At 67.6% G+C, this 20157-nt stretch carries 20 protein-coding genes; 10 read left to right on the forward strand and 10 right to left on the reverse strand.

Features of this window, described 5'->3' with window-relative positions:
- Positions 1–3: 3 nt before the first annotated feature.
- Together hemB and NJQ44_RS01200 are read right to left on the reverse strand one after the other, a co-directional pair.
- Positions 4–984: a porphobilinogen synthase gene (hemB, locus tag NJQ44_RS01195; protein WP_254272857.1), complete on the reverse strand. Its 981-nt coding sequence runs from the start codon at positions 982–984 to the stop codon at positions 4–6.
- Positions 985–1025: 41 nt separating this feature from the next.
- Positions 1026–1580: a DUF8173 domain-containing protein gene (locus NJQ44_RS01200; RefSeq protein WP_254272858.1), complete on the reverse strand. Its 555-nt coding sequence runs from the start codon at positions 1578–1580 to the stop codon at positions 1026–1028.
- 112 nt (positions 1581–1692) lie between these two features.
- Between NJQ44_RS01200 and larE the strand changes: the two genes are divergently transcribed.
- The gene (gene larE, locus NJQ44_RS01205) at positions 1693–2562 is read left to right on the forward strand and encodes an ATP-dependent sacrificial sulfur transferase LarE (protein ID WP_254272859.1); all 870 of its coding nucleotides are present in this window, start codon (positions 1693–1695) and stop codon (positions 2560–2562) included.
- Between the two features lie 3 nt (positions 2563–2565).
- Here larE and NJQ44_RS01210 read toward each other — a convergent pair whose 3' ends face one another.
- Together NJQ44_RS01210 and tatC are read right to left on the reverse strand one after the other, a co-directional pair.
- Positions 2566–3186: a histidine phosphatase family protein gene (locus tag NJQ44_RS01210; protein ID WP_254272860.1), complete on the reverse strand. Its 621-nt coding sequence runs from the start codon at positions 3184–3186 to the stop codon at positions 2566–2568.
- Positions 3183–4958, reverse strand: a complete 1776-nt coding sequence (gene tatC, locus NJQ44_RS01215) for a twin-arginine translocase subunit TatC (protein ID WP_254272861.1) — start codon at positions 4956–4958, stop codon at positions 3183–3185. Before tatC ends, NJQ44_RS01210 begins: the two co-directional genes overlap by 4 nt.
- 119 nt (positions 4959–5077) lie before the next feature.
- Between tatC and NJQ44_RS01220 the strand changes: the two genes are divergently transcribed.
- From NJQ44_RS01220 to NJQ44_RS01230, 3 genes are read left to right on the forward strand one after another with little or no spacing between them, the layout of a single operon-like run.
- The gene (locus NJQ44_RS01220; protein ID WP_254272862.1) at positions 5078–7276 is read left to right on the forward strand and encodes a twin-arginine translocase subunit TatC; all 2199 of its coding nucleotides are present in this window, start codon (positions 5078–5080) and stop codon (positions 7274–7276) included.
- Between the two features lie 47 nt (positions 7277–7323).
- The gene (locus tag NJQ44_RS01225; RefSeq protein WP_254272863.1) at positions 7324–7500 is read left to right on the forward strand and encodes a ribbon-helix-helix domain-containing protein; all 177 of its coding nucleotides are present in this window, start codon (positions 7324–7326) and stop codon (positions 7498–7500) included.
- Complete coding sequence (locus tag NJQ44_RS01230) at positions 7490–8188, forward strand: queuosine precursor transporter (RefSeq protein ID WP_254272864.1); 699 nt, start codon at positions 7490–7492, stop codon at positions 8186–8188. Before NJQ44_RS01225 ends, NJQ44_RS01230 begins: the two co-directional genes overlap by 11 nt.
- 5 nt (positions 8189–8193) lie before the next feature.
- Here NJQ44_RS01230 and NJQ44_RS01235 read toward each other — a convergent pair whose 3' ends face one another.
- Positions 8194–8988 carry a 23S rRNA (uridine(2552)-2'-O)-methyltransferase gene (locus tag NJQ44_RS01235; RefSeq protein ID WP_254272865.1) on the reverse strand — a complete coding sequence of 265 codons (795 nt, stop codon included), beginning with the start codon at positions 8986–8988 and terminating at the stop codon, positions 8194–8196.
- A 148-nt stretch (positions 8989–9136) separates the two neighbouring features.
- Here NJQ44_RS01235 and NJQ44_RS01240 point away from each other — a divergent pair, with 148 nt between their 5' ends.
- The 3 genes from NJQ44_RS01240 to hjc all read left to right on the forward strand — a co-directional run bounded on the left by NJQ44_RS01240 (position 9137) and on the right by hjc (position 11166).
- Positions 9137–9880: a DNA polymerase sliding clamp gene (locus NJQ44_RS01240; RefSeq protein ID WP_254274362.1), complete on the forward strand. Its 744-nt coding sequence runs from the start codon at positions 9137–9139 to the stop codon at positions 9878–9880.
- A gap of 63 nt (positions 9881–9943) precedes the next feature.
- Positions 9944–10564: a cell division protein CdpA domain-containing protein gene (locus tag NJQ44_RS01245; RefSeq protein WP_254272866.1), complete on the forward strand. Its 621-nt coding sequence runs from the start codon at positions 9944–9946 to the stop codon at positions 10562–10564.
- A gap of 83 nt (positions 10565–10647) precedes the next feature.
- Complete coding sequence (hjc, locus tag NJQ44_RS01250; RefSeq protein ID WP_254272867.1) at positions 10648–11166, forward strand: Holliday junction resolvase Hjc; 519 nt, start codon at positions 10648–10650, stop codon at positions 11164–11166.
- Positions 11167–11169: 3 nt separating this feature from the next.
- On the opposite strand, the gene NJQ44_RS01255 is transcribed toward hjc, so the two are convergent.
- Positions 11170–11802 carry an SWIM zinc finger family protein gene (locus NJQ44_RS01255; RefSeq protein ID WP_254272868.1) on the reverse strand — a complete coding sequence of 211 codons (633 nt, stop codon included), beginning with the start codon at positions 11800–11802 and terminating at the stop codon, positions 11170–11172.
- A 146-nt stretch (positions 11803–11948) separates the two neighbouring features.
- Here NJQ44_RS01255 and NJQ44_RS01260 point away from each other — a divergent pair, with 146 nt between their 5' ends.
- Positions 11949–12158 (forward strand): DUF7472 family protein, encoded by a 210-nt coding sequence (locus NJQ44_RS01260; RefSeq protein ID WP_254272869.1) that lies wholly within the window; start codon positions 11949–11951, stop codon positions 12156–12158.
- Between the two features lie 10 nt (positions 12159–12168).
- Here NJQ44_RS01260 and priL read toward each other — a convergent pair whose 3' ends face one another.
- Positions 12169–13257, reverse strand: coding sequence for a DNA primase regulatory subunit PriL (priL, locus tag NJQ44_RS01265; RefSeq protein WP_254272870.1), 1089 nt, complete (start codon positions 13255–13257; stop codon positions 12169–12171).
- Positions 13258–13352: 95 nt separating this feature from the next.
- On the opposite strand from priL, the gene NJQ44_RS01270 reads away from it, so the two are divergent.
- Together NJQ44_RS01270 and NJQ44_RS01275 are read left to right on the forward strand one after the other, a co-directional pair.
- Complete coding sequence (locus NJQ44_RS01270; RefSeq protein WP_254272871.1) at positions 13353–14861, forward strand: MATE family efflux transporter; 1509 nt, start codon at positions 13353–13355, stop codon at positions 14859–14861.
- A gap of 108 nt (positions 14862–14969) precedes the next feature.
- Positions 14970–16460, forward strand: coding sequence for an MATE family efflux transporter (locus NJQ44_RS01275; protein ID WP_254272872.1), 1491 nt, complete (start codon positions 14970–14972; stop codon positions 16458–16460).
- 97 nt (positions 16461–16557) lie between these two features.
- Here NJQ44_RS01275 and NJQ44_RS01280 read toward each other — a convergent pair whose 3' ends face one another.
- From NJQ44_RS01280 to NJQ44_RS01290, 3 genes are all read right to left on the reverse strand, one after another.
- Positions 16558–17835, reverse strand: a complete 1278-nt coding sequence (locus NJQ44_RS01280; protein ID WP_254272873.1) for an adenosylhomocysteinase — start codon at positions 17833–17835, stop codon at positions 16558–16560.
- 48 nt (positions 17836–17883) lie between these two features.
- Positions 17884–18690 carry a hypothetical protein gene (locus tag NJQ44_RS01285; protein WP_254272874.1) on the reverse strand — a complete coding sequence of 269 codons (807 nt, stop codon included), beginning with the start codon at positions 18688–18690 and terminating at the stop codon, positions 17884–17886.
- Between the two features lie 125 nt (positions 18691–18815).
- Positions 18816–20120, reverse strand: a complete 1305-nt coding sequence (locus NJQ44_RS01290) for an amidohydrolase (protein WP_254272875.1) — start codon at positions 20118–20120, stop codon at positions 18816–18818.
- Positions 20121–20157: the final 37 nt, after the last annotated feature.

Here is a 20157-nt window from a genome sequence, read left to right on the forward strand (position 1 = left end):
GTCTCAGAGGCGATTCGCGATATCTTCGGCGAAGTAGGTGAGAATCAGGTCCGCTCCGGCCCGCTTGATGGACAGGAGCGACTCGTAGGCGACTTCCTCCAGCGACAGCCACCCCTTCTCGGCGGCGGCGTGGAGCATCGCGTACTCGCCGGAGACGTTGTACGCCGCGACGGGGTGGTCGTGGTCCTCGCGGACCCGCCGGACGATGTCGAGGTACGGGAGCGCGGGCTTGACCATCAGCACGTCCGCGCCCTGTTCCACGTCGAGGGCGACTTCCCGGCGCGCTTCGCGCGCGTTCGCGGGGTCCATCTGGTAGTGCCGTCGGTCGCCGAAGGCGGGCGCGCCGTCGGCGGCGTCCCGGAACGGGCCGTAGAAGGCCGACTCGAACTTCGCGGCGTAGCTCATGATGGGGACTTCGGTATGGCCGTCGTCGTCCAGCGACTCACGGATTGCCCCGACCATGCCGTCCATCATGCCGGAGGGCGCGACCATGTCCGCGCCCGCGCGGGCGTGACTGACGGCGATTTGCCCCAGCAAGTCCAGCGTCTCGTCGTTGCGGACGGTGAGGTCGGGGTCTGATTCGGCAGTCGCCTCCAAGAGACCACAGTGCCCGTGGTCGGTGTACTCACAGAGACAGACGTCCGTAATGACGTAGGCGTCCGTCTCCTCGGTGATGCGCCGGACCCCCTCTTGGACGACGCCGTCGTCGGCCCACGCCCGGGTGCCGCGTTCGTCCTTGGATTCGGGGATGCCGAACACCATCACGGCCTCGACGCCCGTCTCGCGGATTTCCTCGACGCGGGCGGCGCTCTCCTCGACGGGGACCCGTTCGTGACCCGGCATCGTCTCGATGGGCACTCGCTCGTCGGTCGTGGCGTCGACGAAGACGGGGGCGATGAGGTCCGACGCCGAGAGGTCCGTCTCCCGAACCAGCGGTCTGACCCCGTCGGTCCGAAGCCGTCGGGGACGACGTGTCATATCCATACGGCCACGTCGGTCCCTCGGAGCCATGAACCCACCGCTCGCTACAGCGCGTCGGCGATAGCCCGCTTCGACCGCGCTAAGAGGACGCCGATGCCGGGGCTGGCGACGAGCAGGTTCAGCAGGTCGCCGACTATCGGGACGGCGCTGACGCCGCCGAGGACGACGGTCCCCGCCAGCAGGGAGAGCCACCGATTCTCGACGTTTCCGGCGTCGGTCAGCGCCCGTCCGAGGACGTACGCGCCGATTGGCGTCCCCACCATAGCGATGGCTGCTAGGACGAGCAGTCCCGGGATGGTGATGAGGAGGCCGATAAGCGTCAGTCCCACCAGAAACAGGCCGACGAGGACGAGTACGTAGCCGAACGTGCCGAGGGCGACGGCGACGGGAAGGTCCGTCGCCGCCTCGTCGGCGACGCTCTCGACCCACCGCGGGGCGATAGCGAGGACGAGCACACCGAGGACGAAACTGAATCCGAAGGCGGCGATGAACTGTGCTCCCGGGGATAACTGCGGCGAAGAGGACTGTGCGGCGGCGACGCCGGGAAGCGTTCCCAGCGCCAGTACAGCAGTCGCTACCGCGGGGCGAGTGGAGGGCATCGTCGGCGGTTACCGAGCCAGCATGAAAAGCGTACGCACGCCCTGTCACGGACTCACACACTGACGCACCGGACGCGAAGCCGTTTTTGCCGTCCAACGAGAAGTCCCGTTCATGTCTGCTGTCGCGGAGAAGATGGCCGCCGCTCGGGAGGACCTCGCGTCGCGAGACAGCGTGGTGGTCGCGTTCTCCGGTGGCGTCGATTCGAGCGTCGTCGCGGCGCTGGCCTACGACGCACTCGGAGACGACGCCGTCGCCTGTACCGCCAAGTCCGAGACACTGCCCGCCGATGAACTGCGAGACGCGACACGCGTCGCCGAGGAGATCGGCATCCGGCACGAAATCGTGGAGTTCTCCGAACTCGACAGCCAGCAGTTCGTCCAGAACGACGACATGCGCTGTTACCACTGCCGGTCGATGCGCCTCGGCGCGATGTACGACCGCGCCCGCGAGTTGGGCATCGACGTGGTGTGTGACGGCACCAACGCCTCCGACGTGGGCGAGGGCCACCGGCCCGGCCTCCGCGCCGTCGACGAACTGGACGCGTACTCGCCCCTGCTGGAGCAGGACATCGAGAAGGAGGAGGTCCGCGACATCGCCCGCGAGTACGACCTCTCGGTGGCCGACAAGCCCTCGATGGCCTGTCTCTCCTCGCGCATCCCGACGGGACTCGAAGTGACCGAGGAACGCCTCTCCCGCGTCGAGAAGGCCGAACGCCTCCTGCGGACGTGGGGCTTCGAGCAGTTCCGGGTCCGGGACCACGACGGCCTCGCACGCATCGAAGTCGGCGAGGCGGAACTGGAGACGGCCCTGGACCCCGACTTCGTGCGCGCGGCCCGCGACCACGTCGAGGACTGCGGGTTCGACCACGTGACGCTGGACCTCCACGGCTACCAGACCGGGAGCGTCAGTCCCGAGGGTGACGAGGAGAGCGAGGAGGACGTAGTGGCGAACGTCTTCGACGCCGATTACCCCACGAAGTAGTTCTCAGCCGTCTCGCCACGCCGTGTGGCCGTCTTCGAGTAGCTCCGTCGTTTCGCCCAGTCTGACCGCCGTCACCGCGCAGTTCGGGGGCGACCCGCTCGCCAGCGCCGCGGCGCGGTCGCGGTCGGTCAGCACCGAGCGAAGGGCCTTGAGGGGGCCGCCGTGGGTGACCACCAGCACCGTCTCCTCGGCCCCGACGGTCGCTCGGAGGTCGGCCCACGCCGACTCGACGCGTTCACAGAACGCGGTCACGCTCTCGCCGCCCTCCGGGTCGATGTCCAGCGACGAGACGCTCGTCGCCGGGTCGTGGTCGGGGTGACGCGCGAACAGTTCCTCGTCGAGAAAGCCCTGATAGACGCCGAACCCGCGCTCGCGCCACCCGCGGTCGAACGTCGGTTCCGGGAGGTCCCTCGCGCGTTCGCGGAGATAGGCCGCCGTCTCCCGGGTCCGGTAGAGGTCCGAGGCGACGACGCGGTCCACGTCGTACGCAGCAGAGAGCCATTCCCCGAGCGCCCGCGCTTGCTCGCGGCCGCGGTCGGTGAGGCCCGTCGCGGCCCAGCCCTGTATCCGTCCCTCGCGGTTCCACGGCGTCTCGCCGTGTCGGGCGAGGAGGACGGTGGTCATTGCTCGGGCGGGTCCGCCGGTTCGTCGTCGGCAGCGCGGCCGCGGAGTTTGGCGGCCAACAGGCTCCCCTCGAAGAGGACGACCAGTCCCGCGGCGACGGCGACGGCCGCCGTCGCTTCGAGGCCGAACTGGTCGACGAGGCGGAACAGCGTCGGGTCGGGGCTGGAGAGGTAGCCGACGACGATGGCAACCGTCCAGACCGGCAGTCGGGCCTTTCGGAGGCCGCGCCACAGGCGGACGCTCCCGTAGTAGTTCTTGTTGAGGTAGGCGGTCAGTTCGAACAGCACGATGAGGCCGCCGCCGACCAGAATCGGTGGCGCGAGTCCCACCTGCGCGAGCGTCTCGGTTATGCTCGCGGGCAACTGGCCGTAGTAGCCCGTCGGCACCGGCGCGGGGCTGAGGACGTAGCCCACGAGGCCGAAGAGCAGGTAGGCGTAGGGGCGCCGGTTCGCGAGGTCCTCGGCGGTCGGGATGGGCGAACTGCTCCCGGTCCACTTCAGGAGGAGCAGGGTCCCCTCGAACAGGGCAATCATCGTCACGGCGACCATCAGCGGGGCCATCCCCGTCGGGTCGGGACTGAAGACGAACGCGATGGCCGCGAACGCGCCCCAGAAGTACAGGCGGCGGTCGACCAGCCACCGCCGGGTCGTCACGCCCATCATGATGGCGAGCATGACGAACAGCGGAATCTGGAAGACCAGCGCGAAGAAGCCCAGCATCAGGATGATGAGGTTGAACGTCTCACCGAGGCCGAAGGCGAGGTCCGCGGCGCGGTCGGAGTACGTGATGAAGTAGTCGAACATCGCCCGCAGCACCGCGAAGTACGCGAAGCCGACGCCGATGGCGGCGAGCACCAGACTCGTCGGCACGGCCGCGAGGTAGTAGCGCCGCTCGCGGGGGTACAGCCCCGGTCGCATGAACAGGTACGTCTCGTAGACGAACACCGGCAGGGCGGCGATGAAGCCCACTAACGAGGCGACTTTCAGCCGCGCGAGAATCAGCGCGAGCGGGCTGTAGACGTGCGGGCAGTCCGCACCGGCGGGCCCGGCGGCCTGCCCGCCCTCTTGAAGACCGGTGGCGAACTGGCCGCAGGCCTCCGCCGGGCCGTCCAGGAACGAGTACCACAGGAAGTTGATGAGTTCGTCCGATGCGGGCAGGGTGAGGACGGCGACGGCGGCCATCACACCGACGACGATGAACAACCGCGTGGCCATCTCCTCGACGTGGTCGGCCAGCGGCATCTCCTGGTCGTCGGGCGCGCCCATATCCTCGTCGGGGTCGTACCCGCCTCCGGCCGCGGGCGCGCCGCTGGGCGGCGAGGTCGGCGTCGGTGACGCCGGGACGCCCCAATCGGTGGGAACGTCCGCCGGGGTGGCCGCGACGATGTCCGCGGGGTCGCGGTCGAACAGGCCCCGCCGGGTCGACCCCGGGAGGCTGTACGACAGGTCTTCGTGCCCGCCAGCGGGTTCGTCGCCTATCGGGTCGGCCTCGAAGGTCGTCTCGGTGTCCGCGTCGTCTGCGCCGTCGGCATCGGCATCGGCGTCGTCCGCGCCGTCCGCGTCGGCATCGGCGTCGTCCGCGCCGTCCGCGTCGGCATCGGCGTCGATGTCGCCCTCGTCGCCGTCCGCGGACGCACTGTCTCTGTTCGGTCCCTTGTCGGGACCGTCGTGTCGAGCGTCGTCGGCGTCGGCGGCGCTGTCGCTCTGCGCGTCCGAGGAGAGAAGCGGGTCCTCGGGTCGTGGGCGCTCGTCGTCGCCGTCGCCGTCCACCATCTGGGACGGGTTTGGCGGTTGGTAGTTGTAAACTTTCTTTTCGAGCGGCCGCCCTCGGCCCCGCAGACGCCTGCGTGATGAACAAATTGATAACGCCGAATCGGCTACCTTCACGGAAGATGGCGAGTGCAATCGACGAAGACACCGTCCAGACGGTCCAGAGCGGCCGTGAGACGCTCGGTGCGATGCTCGGCACCGCCCAGCAACACCTCCAGAAGGTGTTCATCGTCTTCGTCATCGGGATGCTCGGGACCATCATGGGCCTGCAGTACGGGGCGTGGGACCGCCTCCGGCAGGACCTGCTGTACTCCCAGATGGACCTCACGACCCAAGAGGCGACGAGCATCGTCGCCGTCACCCCGTTCGACGTCATCCTCCTGCAGGTGAAGATAGGCGCGGTGGTCGGCATCCTGATGGCGCTGCCCCTGCTCATCTACTTCGGCCGCGACGGCCTGCGACGGCGTGGCTGGTGGCCCGCCGAGAAGATAGCGTTCTGGAAGGGCGCGCTGTTCGTCGTCATCAGCCTCTCGCTGTTCGCTGCCGGGGTGGCCTACGCCTACGAACTGTTCTTCCCGCTGATGTTCAACTTCCTCGCTGGCAACGCCGACGCCGCGGGGTTCGTCCCCCAGTACTCCATCGTCAAGTGGGCGCAGTTCGTGTTCTTGCTGGCGGCGTCGTTCGGCCTCGCCGCCCAGTTGCCGCTGCTGATGACGGTGCTCTCCTATACGGGCATCGTCCCGTACGAGACGTTCCGCGACAAGTGGCGCTACGCCGTGGTCGCAATCTTCGGGTTCGGGGCGCTGTTCTCGCCGCCGGACCCCTTCACCCAGATCATGTGGGCCGCGCCGCTGTGTGGCCTCTACGCGCTGAGTCTCGCCCTCTCGAAACTCGCGGTCACGATCAAGCGCTCGAACGACCTCGTCAGCACGCGACTGGTCGCGCGCCGGAACTGGAACACCGTTCTCGGGGCCGCCGTGCTCTCGGGCGGCGTCGTCTACTACCTGCTGGCGACGCCCGCGTTCCAGTACGTTCGAGCGTTCGCGGCGTGGTTCCCCTCGGACAGGCTGACCGGCGACATCGCGCCGCCGGCGCTGTTCGGCCTCCCCGTCGAGACGACGGCCGTCGGCATCGGCGTCTTCGTCGGGGCCGTCGGCGCGAGCGCGGTGCTGTACTACCACGTCCTGCAAGCGCTGGGCGAGAGCGCCGCGCCGCCGGGCCGCCGCCACGGCGACCCGACGGCCATCGACATCGACGAGATAAGCGCCTCGGCCGTCGAGGTGTGTCCGCCGGAAGTGTTCGAGGAGATGACCGAGGAGGAGGCGCTGGCCCACGCCGACCGCGCGCTCTCCGAGGAGGACCAGGAGAAGGCCCAGATGATTCTGGACCGCTGGGACATGGCTCACGAGGACGACGACGAGACGGACGCGGAAGGCGGCGACGGCACCGAGGTCGCCGAAGACGAGGAAGAGGGCGACGTGCTCGCCTCGACGACGGCGGGCATGGTCAGCGCCTTCACCGAGGAGGAGACCACCGAGGACGACATCGGCGGCTACTACTACGACATCCAGTTCATCCTCAGTTCGCTCATGTCCAAGGCGTTCTGGATTCTGGGCGTCTTCGGCGTCGTCCTCTCGGCGGCGTTTCTGTTCCTCTACCAGGGCGGCATCGGCCGCATCCAGCGCATCTTCGTCAGCCGCCTCCCCGAGGGGATGGCCGAGGGCGTCAACATCGTCACGCTGCACCCGGTCGAACACCTCGTCTTCATCGTGAAGTTCTCGACCATCCTCGGGTTCATCTCCGTCATCCCGCTCCTGCTGTACTTCGCGTGGCCCGCGATGCGGGAACGCGGCGTCGTCGTCGGCGACCGGAACGTCCTCCTCGTGTGGGGCGGGACCCTGTTCGCGGCGCTCATCGGCGGGAGCCTGCTGGGCTTCCTCTACGTCGCGCCGATGACCATCTCGGCCATCGCCTACGACCAGTTGCAGGCCAACATGGTCATCGCCTACCGCATCAGCAAGTTCGGGTGGCTCGTGTTCTTCCTCACCATCGGCATCGGCCTCTTGGCGGAGATTCCGGTGACGATGTTCCTGTTCCACCGCGGCGGTATCGTCCCCTTCACGCTGATGTACGAGCGCTGGCGCGAGGTGGTCATCGCCATCGTCGCGCTCTCGGCCATCCTCTCGCCCAACGGCATCTTCACGATGTTCATCGTCGGCATCCCGACGGCGGCGGCGTACTTGCTCGGACTGGGCATCCTCTGGGTGTACACGCTGGGCGGCCGCCGGACGCCGAAAGACCGGACGGAACCGGCGGACTGAGGCGGCGAGGCGACCGATTTAAAGCCTTCTATCGGTATTACTGGGATATGCCCAAGATAAGCGTCGAGGTTCCGGCGGAACTGCTCAACGACCTCGACGACCACGTCGGCGAGGACGGGAAGTTCGTCAACCGGAGCGAGGCCATCCGCGCCTCGATTCGGAAGACGCTGGACGTACTGGACGACATCGACGAACGGCAGGGGCGACTCGACGATGAGCAGTAGCGACGACGTCGTCCAGGTCGGCCTCGTGGCGCTGTTCGTGACGGCGCTGGTCGTCTCGCAGGTCACCGCCTCGAAACTGCTGGCGTTCGGCCTGCCGTTCTCGCTGCCGGTCGTCGGTGAGGCACTGGTCCTGCCGGGCGCGGCGCTGGCGTACGCCCTGACGTTCTTCGCCTCCGACTGTTACGCCGAACTGTACGGGCGACGCGCGGCCACCGTCGTCGTCAACGTCGGGTTCGCGATGAACTTCGTCCTGTTGGCGCTGGTCTGGAGTACGATTCTCGCGCCCGGTCTGCCCGCCCAGGCACAGCCAGTCGACCCGGCGGCCTTCCGGAACGTGCTGGCGGCGAGTACCGGTATCGTCGTCGCCAGCCTCGCGGCCTACGTCGTCAGTCAGAACCTGGACGTGTTCATCTTCCACGAACTCCGTGACCGAACCGACGGCGAGGCGCTGTGGCTTCGGAACGTCGGGTCGACGGCGACGAGTCAGCTCGTCGACACGCTCATCTTCATCGGAATCGGGTTCGTCGCCTTTCAGGGCGTCGGGCTGTCGGCGGCGCTGTCACTCGTCGTCGGTCAGTACGTTCTGAAACTCCTCATCGCCCTGCTCGACACACCGTTCGTCTACGCCGTCGTCCGGTTCGCGAGTAACCGCGAGGACGACGACGCGGCCGCGCCAGCCGTTCAGTAAGCCGCCTATTCCGCGGGTTGGGCGAACGCGTACCGCTCTTTCACGTCGTCGACGCGCACGTCGAGCGTCTCGCCCTCTTCGACGCCGCTGACGAACAGGGTAAAGCCCTCCACTTTGGCGATGCCGTCGCCCTCCTCGCCGATGTCGTCGATGGTCACCGCGACCACGTCGCCCTCGCGGACGGGCGCGGTGAGATGGTGTTTCGCGACCAGATACAGTTCGGAGGACGAATCCCGCGAGGCGTCGGGACGGACCTCGCGTACGTACCGGAACTCCGGTTCGATGTCGGCTTTCAGGTCGGCCAGGTCCTGCCCGTCGAACACCTTCGCGGCGAAGTCCCCGCCGGTGTCCAGCAGGTCCGTCGCCACCTCGAAGGCCTGTCGGACGAGGTGGACCGAGCGGGCGTGGTCCAGGTCGTACTCGCCGGTCATGTTCGGGGCCATGTCCGAGAGGACCACGTCGACCGGACCGCCGCGCTCGTCGCTCGCGCCGCCGACGACGTCGCGAATCTCGGCTTTCGTGCTCTCGTCGGTCATGTCCCCGCGGACGTACTCGACGGCGGGTTCGGGGTCGTCTAAGGGGTCGATTCGCTGCCGGTCGACGCCGACGACGGTGCCCCGTTCGCCGACGCGTTCGGCGGCCACCTGGAGCCAGCCACCGGGGGCCGCCCCGAGGTCGACGACCGTGCGACCCTCGCCCAGCAGTCCGGCTGTCTCGTCTAGTTGCTGGAGTTTGTAGGCCGACCGGGCGCGATAGCCCTCCTGTTTGGCCCTGTTGTAGTAGTCGTCTTTCCCACTCATTCGTTGTTCACCGTAGCCCGCCGAGCCGTTTACGCGTGTCGTTCACTCTTCGTGCCGTCCATCGCGGACGCCCCGACGGCCTCTCCCGCACGCGCACGCGGTATCAATGAGGGACTTTTTAATGCATGGGGTCGTAGCCCGGTTCAAGATGTTCAACGCCATCGTGAGCGCGGACACGCTCCAATCGGCTCTCGATTCAGTGAGCGTGCTGGTGGACGAGTGTAAGATCCACCTCGAAGACGACGGACTCGAAATCCGGGCGGTGGACCCGGCCAACGTCGGGATGGTCGACCTGCGACTCGAAGCGGCGGCCTTCGAGTCCTACGAGACGGACGGCGGCCTCATCGGGGTCAACCTCTCTCGCCTCGAAGACATCGCCGGGATGGCCGACTCGGGCCAGTTGATCCACCTCGAGCTCGACGAGGAGACGCGAAAGCTCCACATCGCTATCGACGGCCTCGAATACACGCTGGCGCTCATCGACCCCGACTCCATCCGGCAGGAACCCGACCTCCCGGACCTCGACCTGCCCGCCCACATCGTCATCGAGGGCCGAGACATCGACCGCGCGGTGAAGGCCGCCGACATGGTCAGCGACCACATCGCACTCGGCGTCGACGCGGGCGACGAACTGTTCTACGTCGACGCGGAGGGCGACACCGACGACGTGCACCTCGAACTCACCCGCGACGACCTCATCGACCTCACGGCGGGCAACGCCCACTCGCTCTTCTCGCTCGACTACCTGAAGAACATGAACAAGGCCATCCCGAAAGACGCCGAGGTCGAGATGGAACTGGGCGAGGAGTTCCCGGTGAAGATGCACTTCAACTTCGCCGAAGGCGAGGGTCGCGTCACCTACATGCTGGCCCCGCGAATCCAGAGCGAGTAGCCGCCTCACGGTCGGACGAGCGTCTGACGTAGCGTTTTGTGGGGGGACGACAAACGCCACAGCATGGAGAGTCTGGGCGACGCGTACTCGGGTACTCGGTGGGACGGACAAGACCCTCGCCGAGTGTACGCTGGCGTGACCCTCGGCGTACTGGGTGCGCTCGCTGTCGTCGTCGCCATCTTGGTCGCGACCACGCCGCTGTCGACACTGCTCGGCGCGGACGACCTGCGGGCCGCAGAGAAACTCGCGGGCACGCTGGGCGGCCTCGGCATCCCGGCGATGTTCTTGGCCGTCGTCGCCGTCCTGCCGTCCTCGAAGCGCGAGCAGGTCGGTGTCCTCGCGGGCGCGGGCCTCTGTCTCGTCGGTATCGCCCTCTTTCAGGTCGCGTACCCGACCCGCTGGACCACCGGTGCGGAGACGCTGGCCTTCGAGACGACGACGGCGTACTTCCTCGGCGCGGGACTGGCCTTCTGGTTCGTCTTCACCGCGATGGCGAGTTTCCGCGCCCGGAACGACCCGCAGGGGATGGTCCGACTGGAGCTGACCCACAAGGGCGAGTCGAAGACGGTGCGGGTGTCGCCGGAGGAGTACCGCCGCTACGCGAAGGCGGTCCGAAGCGACGGCGGCGAGACGCAGGCGATTATCCGGGAGTTGGAGTCGCGGGCAGACGAGGGGCGCGACTAGCGAGCGCCCGAACGGCGTGACGGCTCTCGAACCCACGGGGTCACCGCGAGACGTTTTTAGGCGCGACGGCGAAACGGTGAGCAATGCCTAACTCGAACGCGAAGGGGGACCGCCGCGAACGGGAACTCGTCAACGCTCTGGACGCGGCGGGCTTTGCGGTGATGCGCGCACCCGCAAGCGGGAGCGCCACGGAGCGCGAACTGCCCGACGTGTTGACCGGCGACGGCGAGACGTTCTACGCCATCGAGGCGAAGTCGAGCGCGGGCGACCCCATCTACCTGGACGGCGAGGAAATCGAGGCGCTGCTCTTCTTCTCGCAGAACTTTGGCGCGAAGCCCCGCGTCGGCGTCCGATTCGACCGGGAAGACTGGTACTTCTTCCATCCGGGCGACCTCTACACCACGGACGGGGGCAACTACCGCGTGAAAAAGGAGACGGCGCTGGCCGAGGGGACGGACTTCGAGGAGTTCGTCGGCCACTCGGAGAAGGTGACATTGGCCGAGGTGGCCGACGACGGGCCGGACCAGTCGGTGCTCGACGTGCTGTCGGCGTTCGAGCGCGGCGACCTCTCGAAGGAGGAAGCCGCGGCGATGCTCGAGTAGGGGTCAGACGACCAGTTGCTCGTCGGTCTTCGCCAGCCGCGAGTGCGGGAAGGCGTATCGCTTGGGGTCCGGACGCCGGGCCGCGTCGGTCAGGTACGTCGCCTCGACCACGATGTCGGCGGCCGGATAGCCGCCGTTCGTCTCGTGGTCGGCGACGGTCCGACCGGTGGCCGCGATGACGTACTCGTCGGCGTGGTTGTTCGTGACGGCGGCGACGACGAGGCGCTTGCCGGTCTCGCGGTCGCGGACCACGTCGCCGGGGGCGAGGCGACAGCGCTCGCAGAGGTGGGGCGGGTCCGCGCCCGTCGGGACGAACGTCACCTCGCCGCAGGCGTCACAGCGGGCGCGCTGGTGGCCCGGCGGCGGCACGCGGCGAGTGGTAATTTCGATGGCGACGCGGCGGAGGTGTTTGCACTGTTCGCCGCGAATCTGGTGGTCCGGACAGCTACAGCTGTGGTCGGCGAGGTCGACGAGGTACGTGTGACCGCTCTCGGACGTGACGGCGTAGGTGCTGTTCCCGCGCGGCCGGACGGCCATGCGCTCGGTCCACGCGCGAGCGGCGCGGGAGGGGAGCCTACTGGGGTCCGGTGCGAGTGCAGTTCGCTCCGAGTCGGCGGCCGGGTCGATGAGTGTCATAGCGGGCGGACACGGCTGTTTTTCTCGATGTGTCCAGTCGAAACGTAGGTGTCGGACGAACCTAAACCTCTCGCTCACCCAACTGCTCCGGCGGGGGGCTACGGCGCTTCGACACTCTTTTGGCCGGGCCAACGATATCGCGGGACATGGAATTGGACCGGGAGGCCATCGTGCAGATAGTGGTCTCGACCATCGCACTCGCGACGTTCGTCGCCGCCGCCGTCTTCGTCTCGACGAACTATTCGAGCAACGGCGGACTCACCGAACAAGGCGGTATCGCGATTATCGGCGCTATCGGGCTGTTCATCGTCGTGATGCTCGTCGCTGGTCTCTGGATGGAACGCCAAGAGTTCTGACGGCCCGGTTCTACGCGTCGGCCTCTTCTCCCGCGTCGTCGCCGCCGTTCTCCTCGCGCCAGTCCACCAGTTCGTCGTCCTCGGCGTCGTCCAGTTTCTGCTCGTAGTATCCCATCGGATGCGAAATGCGCTCACAGAGGTCGTCCTTGTTGACGCAGTCGCCGTAGGACATCATCGTGGAACACGCGGGCGTCGAGTACTCCGTGGGACTGGTGTCGCCGCGGATGTGGTCGACCTGATACCGGGTCGCCTCCTCGCCGAACCCGGGATTGACCTGAAAGAGGTCGACGATTTCGTCCGTCGTCATGCCGATGCTGGTGAGGAACGCCGCGATGGCGAACCGCGAGTGGTGTTCGAGGTGCTCGCCCTTCTGGACTTGGTCGAGCAGGGACTGCATACACGGCGGGAACATCTCGGGGACGACGGTGTCTATCTCCCGCGTCAAATCGAGGTCGGCGAGCACCTCGCGTAACTGTTCGACTTCCGCGTCGAGTTCGTCGGCGATGACGTCGGGCACGTCGAAGGGGAGTCCCTCCGCGACGCGGTGGCGAATCGCCTGCTTCAGGAGGACGTGGAGGTCGTCGGTGGCGATGCGGACCCGACCGTCGGCGAGCGGTCGGTTGACGAGTCGCCACCGGTCGCCGCGCTGGTCGGCCGCCAGTTCGAGATACGCGCCCACGTCGACCCAGTAGCCCGTCTCGGCCTCGTGGACCGCGCTCGCGAGGTCGAACTCCACGAGGAGGTCACGCAACTCGATACGCTCGCTCTGGGTCGACTTGAACTCCGTCGTCGTCTCGAACTCGGCGGTGAAGCGCTCGCGGGCCGTCGCGGCCTCCGCGCTGGCGTACTTTCGGGTACAGACGTGTTCGTCGACGAGCGAGACGAGGACGCGGGCCACGGGATACGACAGGAGTTCGACGCGGGTGCGGCGGTGCGGTTCCCCGACAGTGCCCTCGGTAATCGCCGACTCGACGCGCTCCAGCGCTCGCCCCGTGACCGCCTCCTCGGTGGCGACCACTTCACCGAGGTCGACCGCCGCGGCTTCGACGGCCTCGCGGGCGGCGGCGAGGAACGGATAGCGTGCGTGGAGCGACTGCATGGACTGGCGTTGCGGGCGTGGCCGAATAAAATTGCCGTCACGGTCGCGCTCGAACCACGACGAATTATATCCACGTAGTTCGACCCCCGACGTACGTGAGTACGACCGACCGCTCCGTCGACCTGACCGAGGGGCCGTTACTGCGCCCGCTGTTGGCCCTCTCACTGCCGCTCGTCGGCACACAGTTGTTACAGGTCGCGTACAACCTCGTCGATACGTTCGTCGTCGGGCAGTTGGGCGACGGCGCTGTGGCGGCGCTGACCTACTCGCTGCCGTTCATCTTCCTGACTATCTCGCTGGGGAGCGGACTCACCGTCGCCGGGACGGTCCTCGTCTCCCAGCACCGCGGCGCGGGCAACGACGACCGGGTGCGGGAGGTGGCGGGCCAGACCATCGCCGTCACCGCCGTCGTCTCGGGCCTGCTCTCGCTGGTCGGATTCGGCCTCGCGCCGACGCTCCTGCCGTACATCGGGACGACGCCGGGGACGGCGATTCACGCGATGGCCGTCGAGTACACCCGCATCGTCTTCGCCGGGACGACGTTCATGTTCGGCGCGTTCGCGTTTCAGGCCATCCTGCGCGGGTGGGGCGACACGAAGACGCCGATGTACCTCATGCTCGGAAGCGTCGTCGCGAACGCCGTCCTAGACCCCTTCTTCGTCCTCGGCTTCCGGGACAACGTCGTCTTCTCGCTGGTCGGCCTGGGCGGCCTGGAATCGACGCTGTACGCCATCACCGGCTTTGCGGGGATGGGCGTCTCCGGGGCGGCCATCGCCACCGTCATCGCGCGCGGCGGCGCGGCGCTGGCGGGCTTTTGGCTCCTCTTCTCGGGCCGACTCGGCCTCGCCGTCTCCCTTTCGGACCTCCGACCGGACGAGGAGACGGTCCGGAAGATTCTGGACGTGGGCGGTCCCGCGGGCCTCGAACGGTCGGCCGACTCGCTGGCCTACACCGGCATGACCGTCCTCGTCGCGATGGTCGGGACGGAGGCCGTCGCGGCCTACGGCGTCGGCAACCGCATCAACACGCTCGTCTACCTCCCGGCGGTGGGCCTCGCACAGGGCGTCGAGACGGCCGTCGGACAGAACCTCGGGGCCGACGAGGCCGGGCGGGCGCGCCGTGCGGTCCTCATGGCGGTGGGACTGGGCGGCGGCGTCTTCCTCCTCGCCAGCGCCGCGGCCTTCGCGTTCGCGGCGGCCATCGTCGCCGCCTTCTTCGACGTGAGCAGGACGGCACCGGAAGTCCTCTCGATGGGCGCGGACTACTTCCGAATCATCGGCCCTACCTACGTGTTCATGGGCCTCTTTCACCTGCTGAACGCCGCGTTCCGCGGGGCCGGGAGCACGCGGACGGCCCTCGGTTTCTCCATCGCCTCGCAGTGGTTCTTCCGCATCCCGCCGACGCTCGTGCTCATCACCGCCGTCGGCATGGGAGCGGCGGGCGTCTGGTGGGGCATCGCGTTCTCGCACGTCGCCGCCGCGGCACTGGTGGCGGTGTGGTTCCTCGTCGGCGACTGGGACGAGTCCGTCGTCGACGAGGGGAGCAACGAGGGAGCGAACGACACCGAGGAGTCTGATAGCGAGACGCCCGCAACGGCCGACTAATGCCGTTCGTGGGATAGATTCTCGTACTCACGGTAACGTTATACTGACTGACCGACCAGTCAGTATCATGTCGGTCTCCATCTCTTTCGTTCTCCGGAGGTGTCGACGGTGACCGCGACGAGCGAGCAGTCCGAGCGGTTCACGCAGGGGAGTCTGCTGTGGCCGCTCCTGACGCTGGCCGCGCCGTTAGTCGCCACGCAACTGCTTCAGACGCTGTACAACATCGCCGACACGTTCTGGGTCGGTCGCCTCGGACAGGAGGCGGTGAGTGCCCTCTCCTTCTCGTGGCCCATCGTGTTCCTGCTGTTGGGCATCGGCGGCGGGATGACCGGCGCTGGCACGATACTCATCTCACAGAACACCGGCGCGGAGAACGACGACGAGGTGAGCCACGTCGCCGGGCAGACGCTCGTGTTCGTGACGTTCCTGTCGGTGGCGCTCGCCGCCGTCGGCTACGTCCTGACGCCGACGCTCTTGCAGGTAATCGGGACCGAACCGGGAACGGCCATCCACGAGATGTCGGTCACGTACACCCGGTACGTCTTCCTCGGCATCTACTTCATGCTCGGCTTCTTCGTCTTTCAGGCGCTCCTGCGCGGGTGGGGTGACACGAAGACGCCGATGTACCTGATGGTCGGCAGCGTCGCGCTCAACGTCGTCTTGGACCCGATACTCATCCTCGGGTTCGCGGACAACCCCCTGTTCGCGTGGGTCGGTCTGGAGGGCGTCGCCGCGAGCGCACTGGCGGCGACTGGCTTTACCGGTCTGGGCGTAGAGGGCGCGGCCATCGCGACGATATTCTCGCGCGGCCTCGCGGCCGTACTCGGCCTCTGGCTCCTCTTTTCGGGCCACGTCGGCATCGAACTCTCGCTGTCGGACCTCCGTCCGGACTTCGCTGCGATTCGGAAACTCGTCCGCATCGGTGCGCCGCTCAGCGTCGAGACCAGCACGCAGGCGCTGTCCGTGACGGTGATGACCGCGCTGGTCGCCATCGTCGGCGCGGACGCCGTCGCCGCCTACGGCATCGGCGGCCGCTTCGCCTCGCTCGTCTGGTTGCCGATGGTCGGGATGGGCATGGCCGTCGAGACGGTGGTCGGACAGAACCTCGGCGCGGGCGAGCGAGCACGCGCCCGCCGGACGGTGTTCCTCGCCAGCGGCATCCTCGTCGGTCTGTTCCTCGTGGTGAGCGCGCTCACGGTCTCCTTCGCACCTGCCATCGTCGGCGTGTTCATCACCGGCGAGGGGGCCGCCGCCGTCGTCGACCACGGCGCGGACTACCTCCGCATCGTCGCTCCGACGTGGGCCGTGATGGCCGTCTTCCACATGATAAACGGCGCGTTCCACGGCGCGGGGTCGACCCGCCTCTCGATGGTGCTGGGTCTATTGACGATGTGGGGCTTCCGGGCCGCCGCGGCCACCGTCCTCGTCATCGTCGTGGGCATGGGCGCGCCCGGTGCGTGGTACGGCATCGCCGCCTCGAACGTCGCCGCCACCGTCGCCGCCGCGGTCTTCTTCTTCCGGGGCCGGTGGCTGGACGACGTCATCGACGACGAAGCGGGTGAGGACGTGGGCGACAGCGAGAGCGCGGCCGTAGCGTAAAGCCGAGAAGTTCGATTCTTGCTACTGCTCGCGGGTCACTTCGCACCGCGCTCGCAGTGTTGGCGGTTCTCGCGCACCACGCTCGCACCGAACCGGCCTACGTCCCGTGCTGCCAGGAGTCCATGTACTCGGCCTGCTCGTCGGTCAGGGAGTCGAACTCGACGCCCTCGGCGGCCAACTTGATTTCCGCGACTTCCTTGTCCAGTCGGTCGGGCACGTCGTGGACGCCCGCGTCGTAGGCGTCGCCGTTCTCGACCATCTCACGGACGCAGACGGCCTGAATCCCGAAGCTCTGGTCCATCACCTCGACCGGGTGGCCGAGCGCGATGGGGGTCGCGAGGTTGACGAGGCGGCCCTCCGCGAGGACGTTCAGCCGTCGGCCGTCGGCCATCTCGTAGGCCTGGACGCCGTCGCGGGCCTCGTAGGTGTCGACGGCGAGGTCCGAGAGCGCGTCGAGGTCGACTTCCACGTCGAAGTGGCCCGCGTTGGCGAGTAAGACGCCGTCCTGCATCGCCTCGAAGTGCTCCTCGACGATGACGTCGCGGTTGCCGGTGGTCGTGATGAACACGTCGCCCTCCGCGGCCGCCTCGGCCATCGGAAGCACGTCGTAGCCTTCCATGTGGGCCTCTAAGGCCCGGCGGGGTTCGACTTCCGTGACGACCACGTCGGCGTTCTGGCCGCTGGCCTTCTTCGCGACGCCTTTCCCGCAGTGGCCGTACCCGGCGACGACGACCGTTTTCCCGGCCCACGAGAGGTTCGTCGTCATGGCGATGGAGGCCAGCGAGGACTCGCCCGTGCCGTGGACGTTGTCGAACAGGCGCTTCATCGGCGTGTCGTTGACGGCGAAGACGGGGTACTCCAACTGGCCGTCCTCGTCCATCGCGCGCAGGCGGTGGACGCCGGTCGTCGTCTCCTCCGCCCCGCCGACGATGCTGTCGATGAGTTCGGGGTAGTCCTCGTGGATGGCGGCGACGAGGTCCATCCCGTCGTCGACCGTAATCGTCGGTTCGTGGGCGATGACGGCCTCGATGGCCTCGTAGTACTCCTCGTCGTCGACGCCGCGTTCGGCGTAGGAGGTGACGCCGTCGACGGCGTCGAGTGCGGCGCTCACGTCGTCGTGCGTGCTGAGCGGGTTACAGCCGGTGATGGCGACTTCCGCGCCGCCTTCGGCGAGCAGTTCCGCGAGAATCGCCGTCTTCGCTTCGACGTGCATCGCCATGCCGATGCGCTCCCCAGCGAAGGGCTGGTCTGCCTCGAAGTCTTCGCGCAGGGCGGCGCAGATGGGCATGTGCTGTGCTGCCCAGTCCATCTTCCGCCGACCCGACTCGCGGGCCGACTCTACGTCGTCGAGTCGCTCCGAAATGGGCGTGGTCATGCCCGAGAAAAAGCACAGAGTTCCTAAAACGCTACCGAAGCCGTTCAGTTACCGGCCGTTCGCGTTGCCGTTGGCGTGGTCCGGCGGGCCGCTCTCGCCGTCGTCATCGTCGTCTGCTTCCTCGTCATCGTCGTCCGCTTCGTCGTCTTCTTCTTCGTCGTCTTCAGTCTCGGCCTCGCTGTCCGCTTCTTCGCTGTCGTCGTCTTCGGTTTCGCTGTCCGCAGTCTCGTCGGCTTTGTCGTCGCCGTCAGGTCCTTTGTCGGCGGGCGGGCCAGCGTGGGCGGGACGGCCGCGCTCGCTGTCGTCTTCGTCGTCGCCGTCGACACTCTCGGGGCCGACGTCGTCGGGTTGGCCCGCGTGGTCGGGCGCGTTACCCGGGTTGTGTTCGTGGACGTAATCGGTCACCTCGGGACCGATGTTGACGCCGCCGTTCTCCAGCAGGTACTGGATGAACGCCGAGACGCCCGCACCGAAGCTCTCGGCCTCTTCGTCCTCAGCGGCGGTCAGTTCCGCGGTGGTCGTCGCCGTCTCGTTGTCGGCGCTCGCGGTCACGGTCACGTTGACCGTCTCCTCGGGAGCGGGGAGTTCGACGGTCCCGTTCTCGCCGGTGCTGTAGTTCCCGACCCCGTCGTAGCTCTCGTTTTCGAACGGTTCGACGGCCACGCTGGCGTTCTCGACGCCGGTCCCGTTGTCGGTCACGGTCACCGTCACGGGCTGATTCCCGGCCTGATTCCCGGCTTGACTCACGCTCACGGACAGGCCGCTGTCTGTGTCGGCGGCGGCCGCGGCCCCCGACCCGACGGCCAGCAGTACCATCCCGACTGCGGCAGTAAGTGCGAACAGTTTGGTGCGCATCTCACTTCCAACCAGCACAGAGATGGGATTAAACCCCGCTCGCCGTTCAGTTCGTTCACCCTCACTCCGGGAGTGGAATTATGCCCTTAGAGATAGTTAAAACGTTTAAAAACCGTTCTGAGCGTTTATTCCGAGTCGGTCGCCCGCTCGACGAGCGCCGTCGCGTGCTCGCTGGCCCGTTCTCTGACCGCCGCCTCGTCGAACACCGTGACCTCGCGGTCACGCATGAGTACCTCCCCGTCACAGACGGTGTGGCGCACGTCGCTCCCGCGGACGGCGTAGGCCAGGTGCGAGACGGGGTCGTGAGCGGGGGTGAGGTGGGGCGCGTCGAAGTCGACCACCGCGAGGTCGGCGTTCGCGCCGGGTTCGATACGGCCGCCGTCGAAGCCCAGTAAGTCCGCGCCGTGTTTCGTCGCCATCTCGACGACGGTTTCGGCGGCGACGGCGCTGGCGTCATCGGCGGCGAGTTTCCCGACCATCGCGGCGTCGCGCATCTCGTCGAACATGTCGAGGTCGTTGTTCGACGCCGCGCCGTCCGTCCCGAGGCCGACGGTGACGCCCGCGTCGAGCAGCCGCTGGACGGGAGCCATCCCGCTGGCGAGTTTCATGTTCGAGGCCGGGCAGTGGACCGCGCCGGTCCCCGTTTCGGCCAGCAGGCCGATTTCGGACTCGTCGACGTGGACGCAGTGGGCGAGGAACGTCTCGTCGCCGAGCAGACCGACATCGTCAGCGTATTCGAGGGGGCGGACCCCGTGTTCGTCGACGATGGGGTCGACTTCGTCGGTCGTCTCGTTGGCGTGGAGGTGGATCGGCAGGCCCGCCGCGACGGCTTCGGGGACGAACTCTCGGAGGTACGCCTCGCCGACGGTAGTGAGGCTGTGCGGTTGGAACGTCGTCCTGACCCGGCCGTCGGCCGCGCCGTCCAGTTCCAGCGCCACGTCGAGACTCTCCTGCACGTCCGCTCGCGCGCCATCGTCGTCTTTCCCGACGGTGACGGCGGTGTGACCCAGCACCGCGCGCATCCCGGCGTCGTCGACGGCCGCCGCGATTTCGTCGACGTGGAAGTACATGTCCGAGAGCGCCGTCGTCCCCGACTTCAACATCTCGACGAGGCCCAGTTCCGCGCCGACGCGCACGTCCTCGGCGGTGAGTTCGGCCTCGACGGGCCAGATGTCCTCCTGTAACCACGCGTCGAGCGGTTTGTCGTCGGCGTATCCCCGCAGAAGGGTCATCGCGACGTGGGTGTGGGCGTTCACGAGGCCCGGCATCACCAGGCCGCCGCTGGCGTCGAGTTCGTCGTCGCCGCCGAGTTCGCCCGGCGCGTCGACGGCCAGTATCTCACCGCCGTCTTCGTCCACCAGTACGTCCGCGCGTTCGACCGTCAGGTCCGGGCGGAGGACCCGCCCGCCGCTGACGAGGAGTTCGGTCATGACCCGGAGTTTGGGGGCACGGCTCTTAGTTCGGCCG

This window comes from Haloarcula marina, from assembly GCF_024218775.1.
Taxonomy (GTDB): Archaea; Halobacteriota; Halobacteria; order Halobacteriales; family Haloarculaceae; genus Haloarcula; species Haloarcula marina.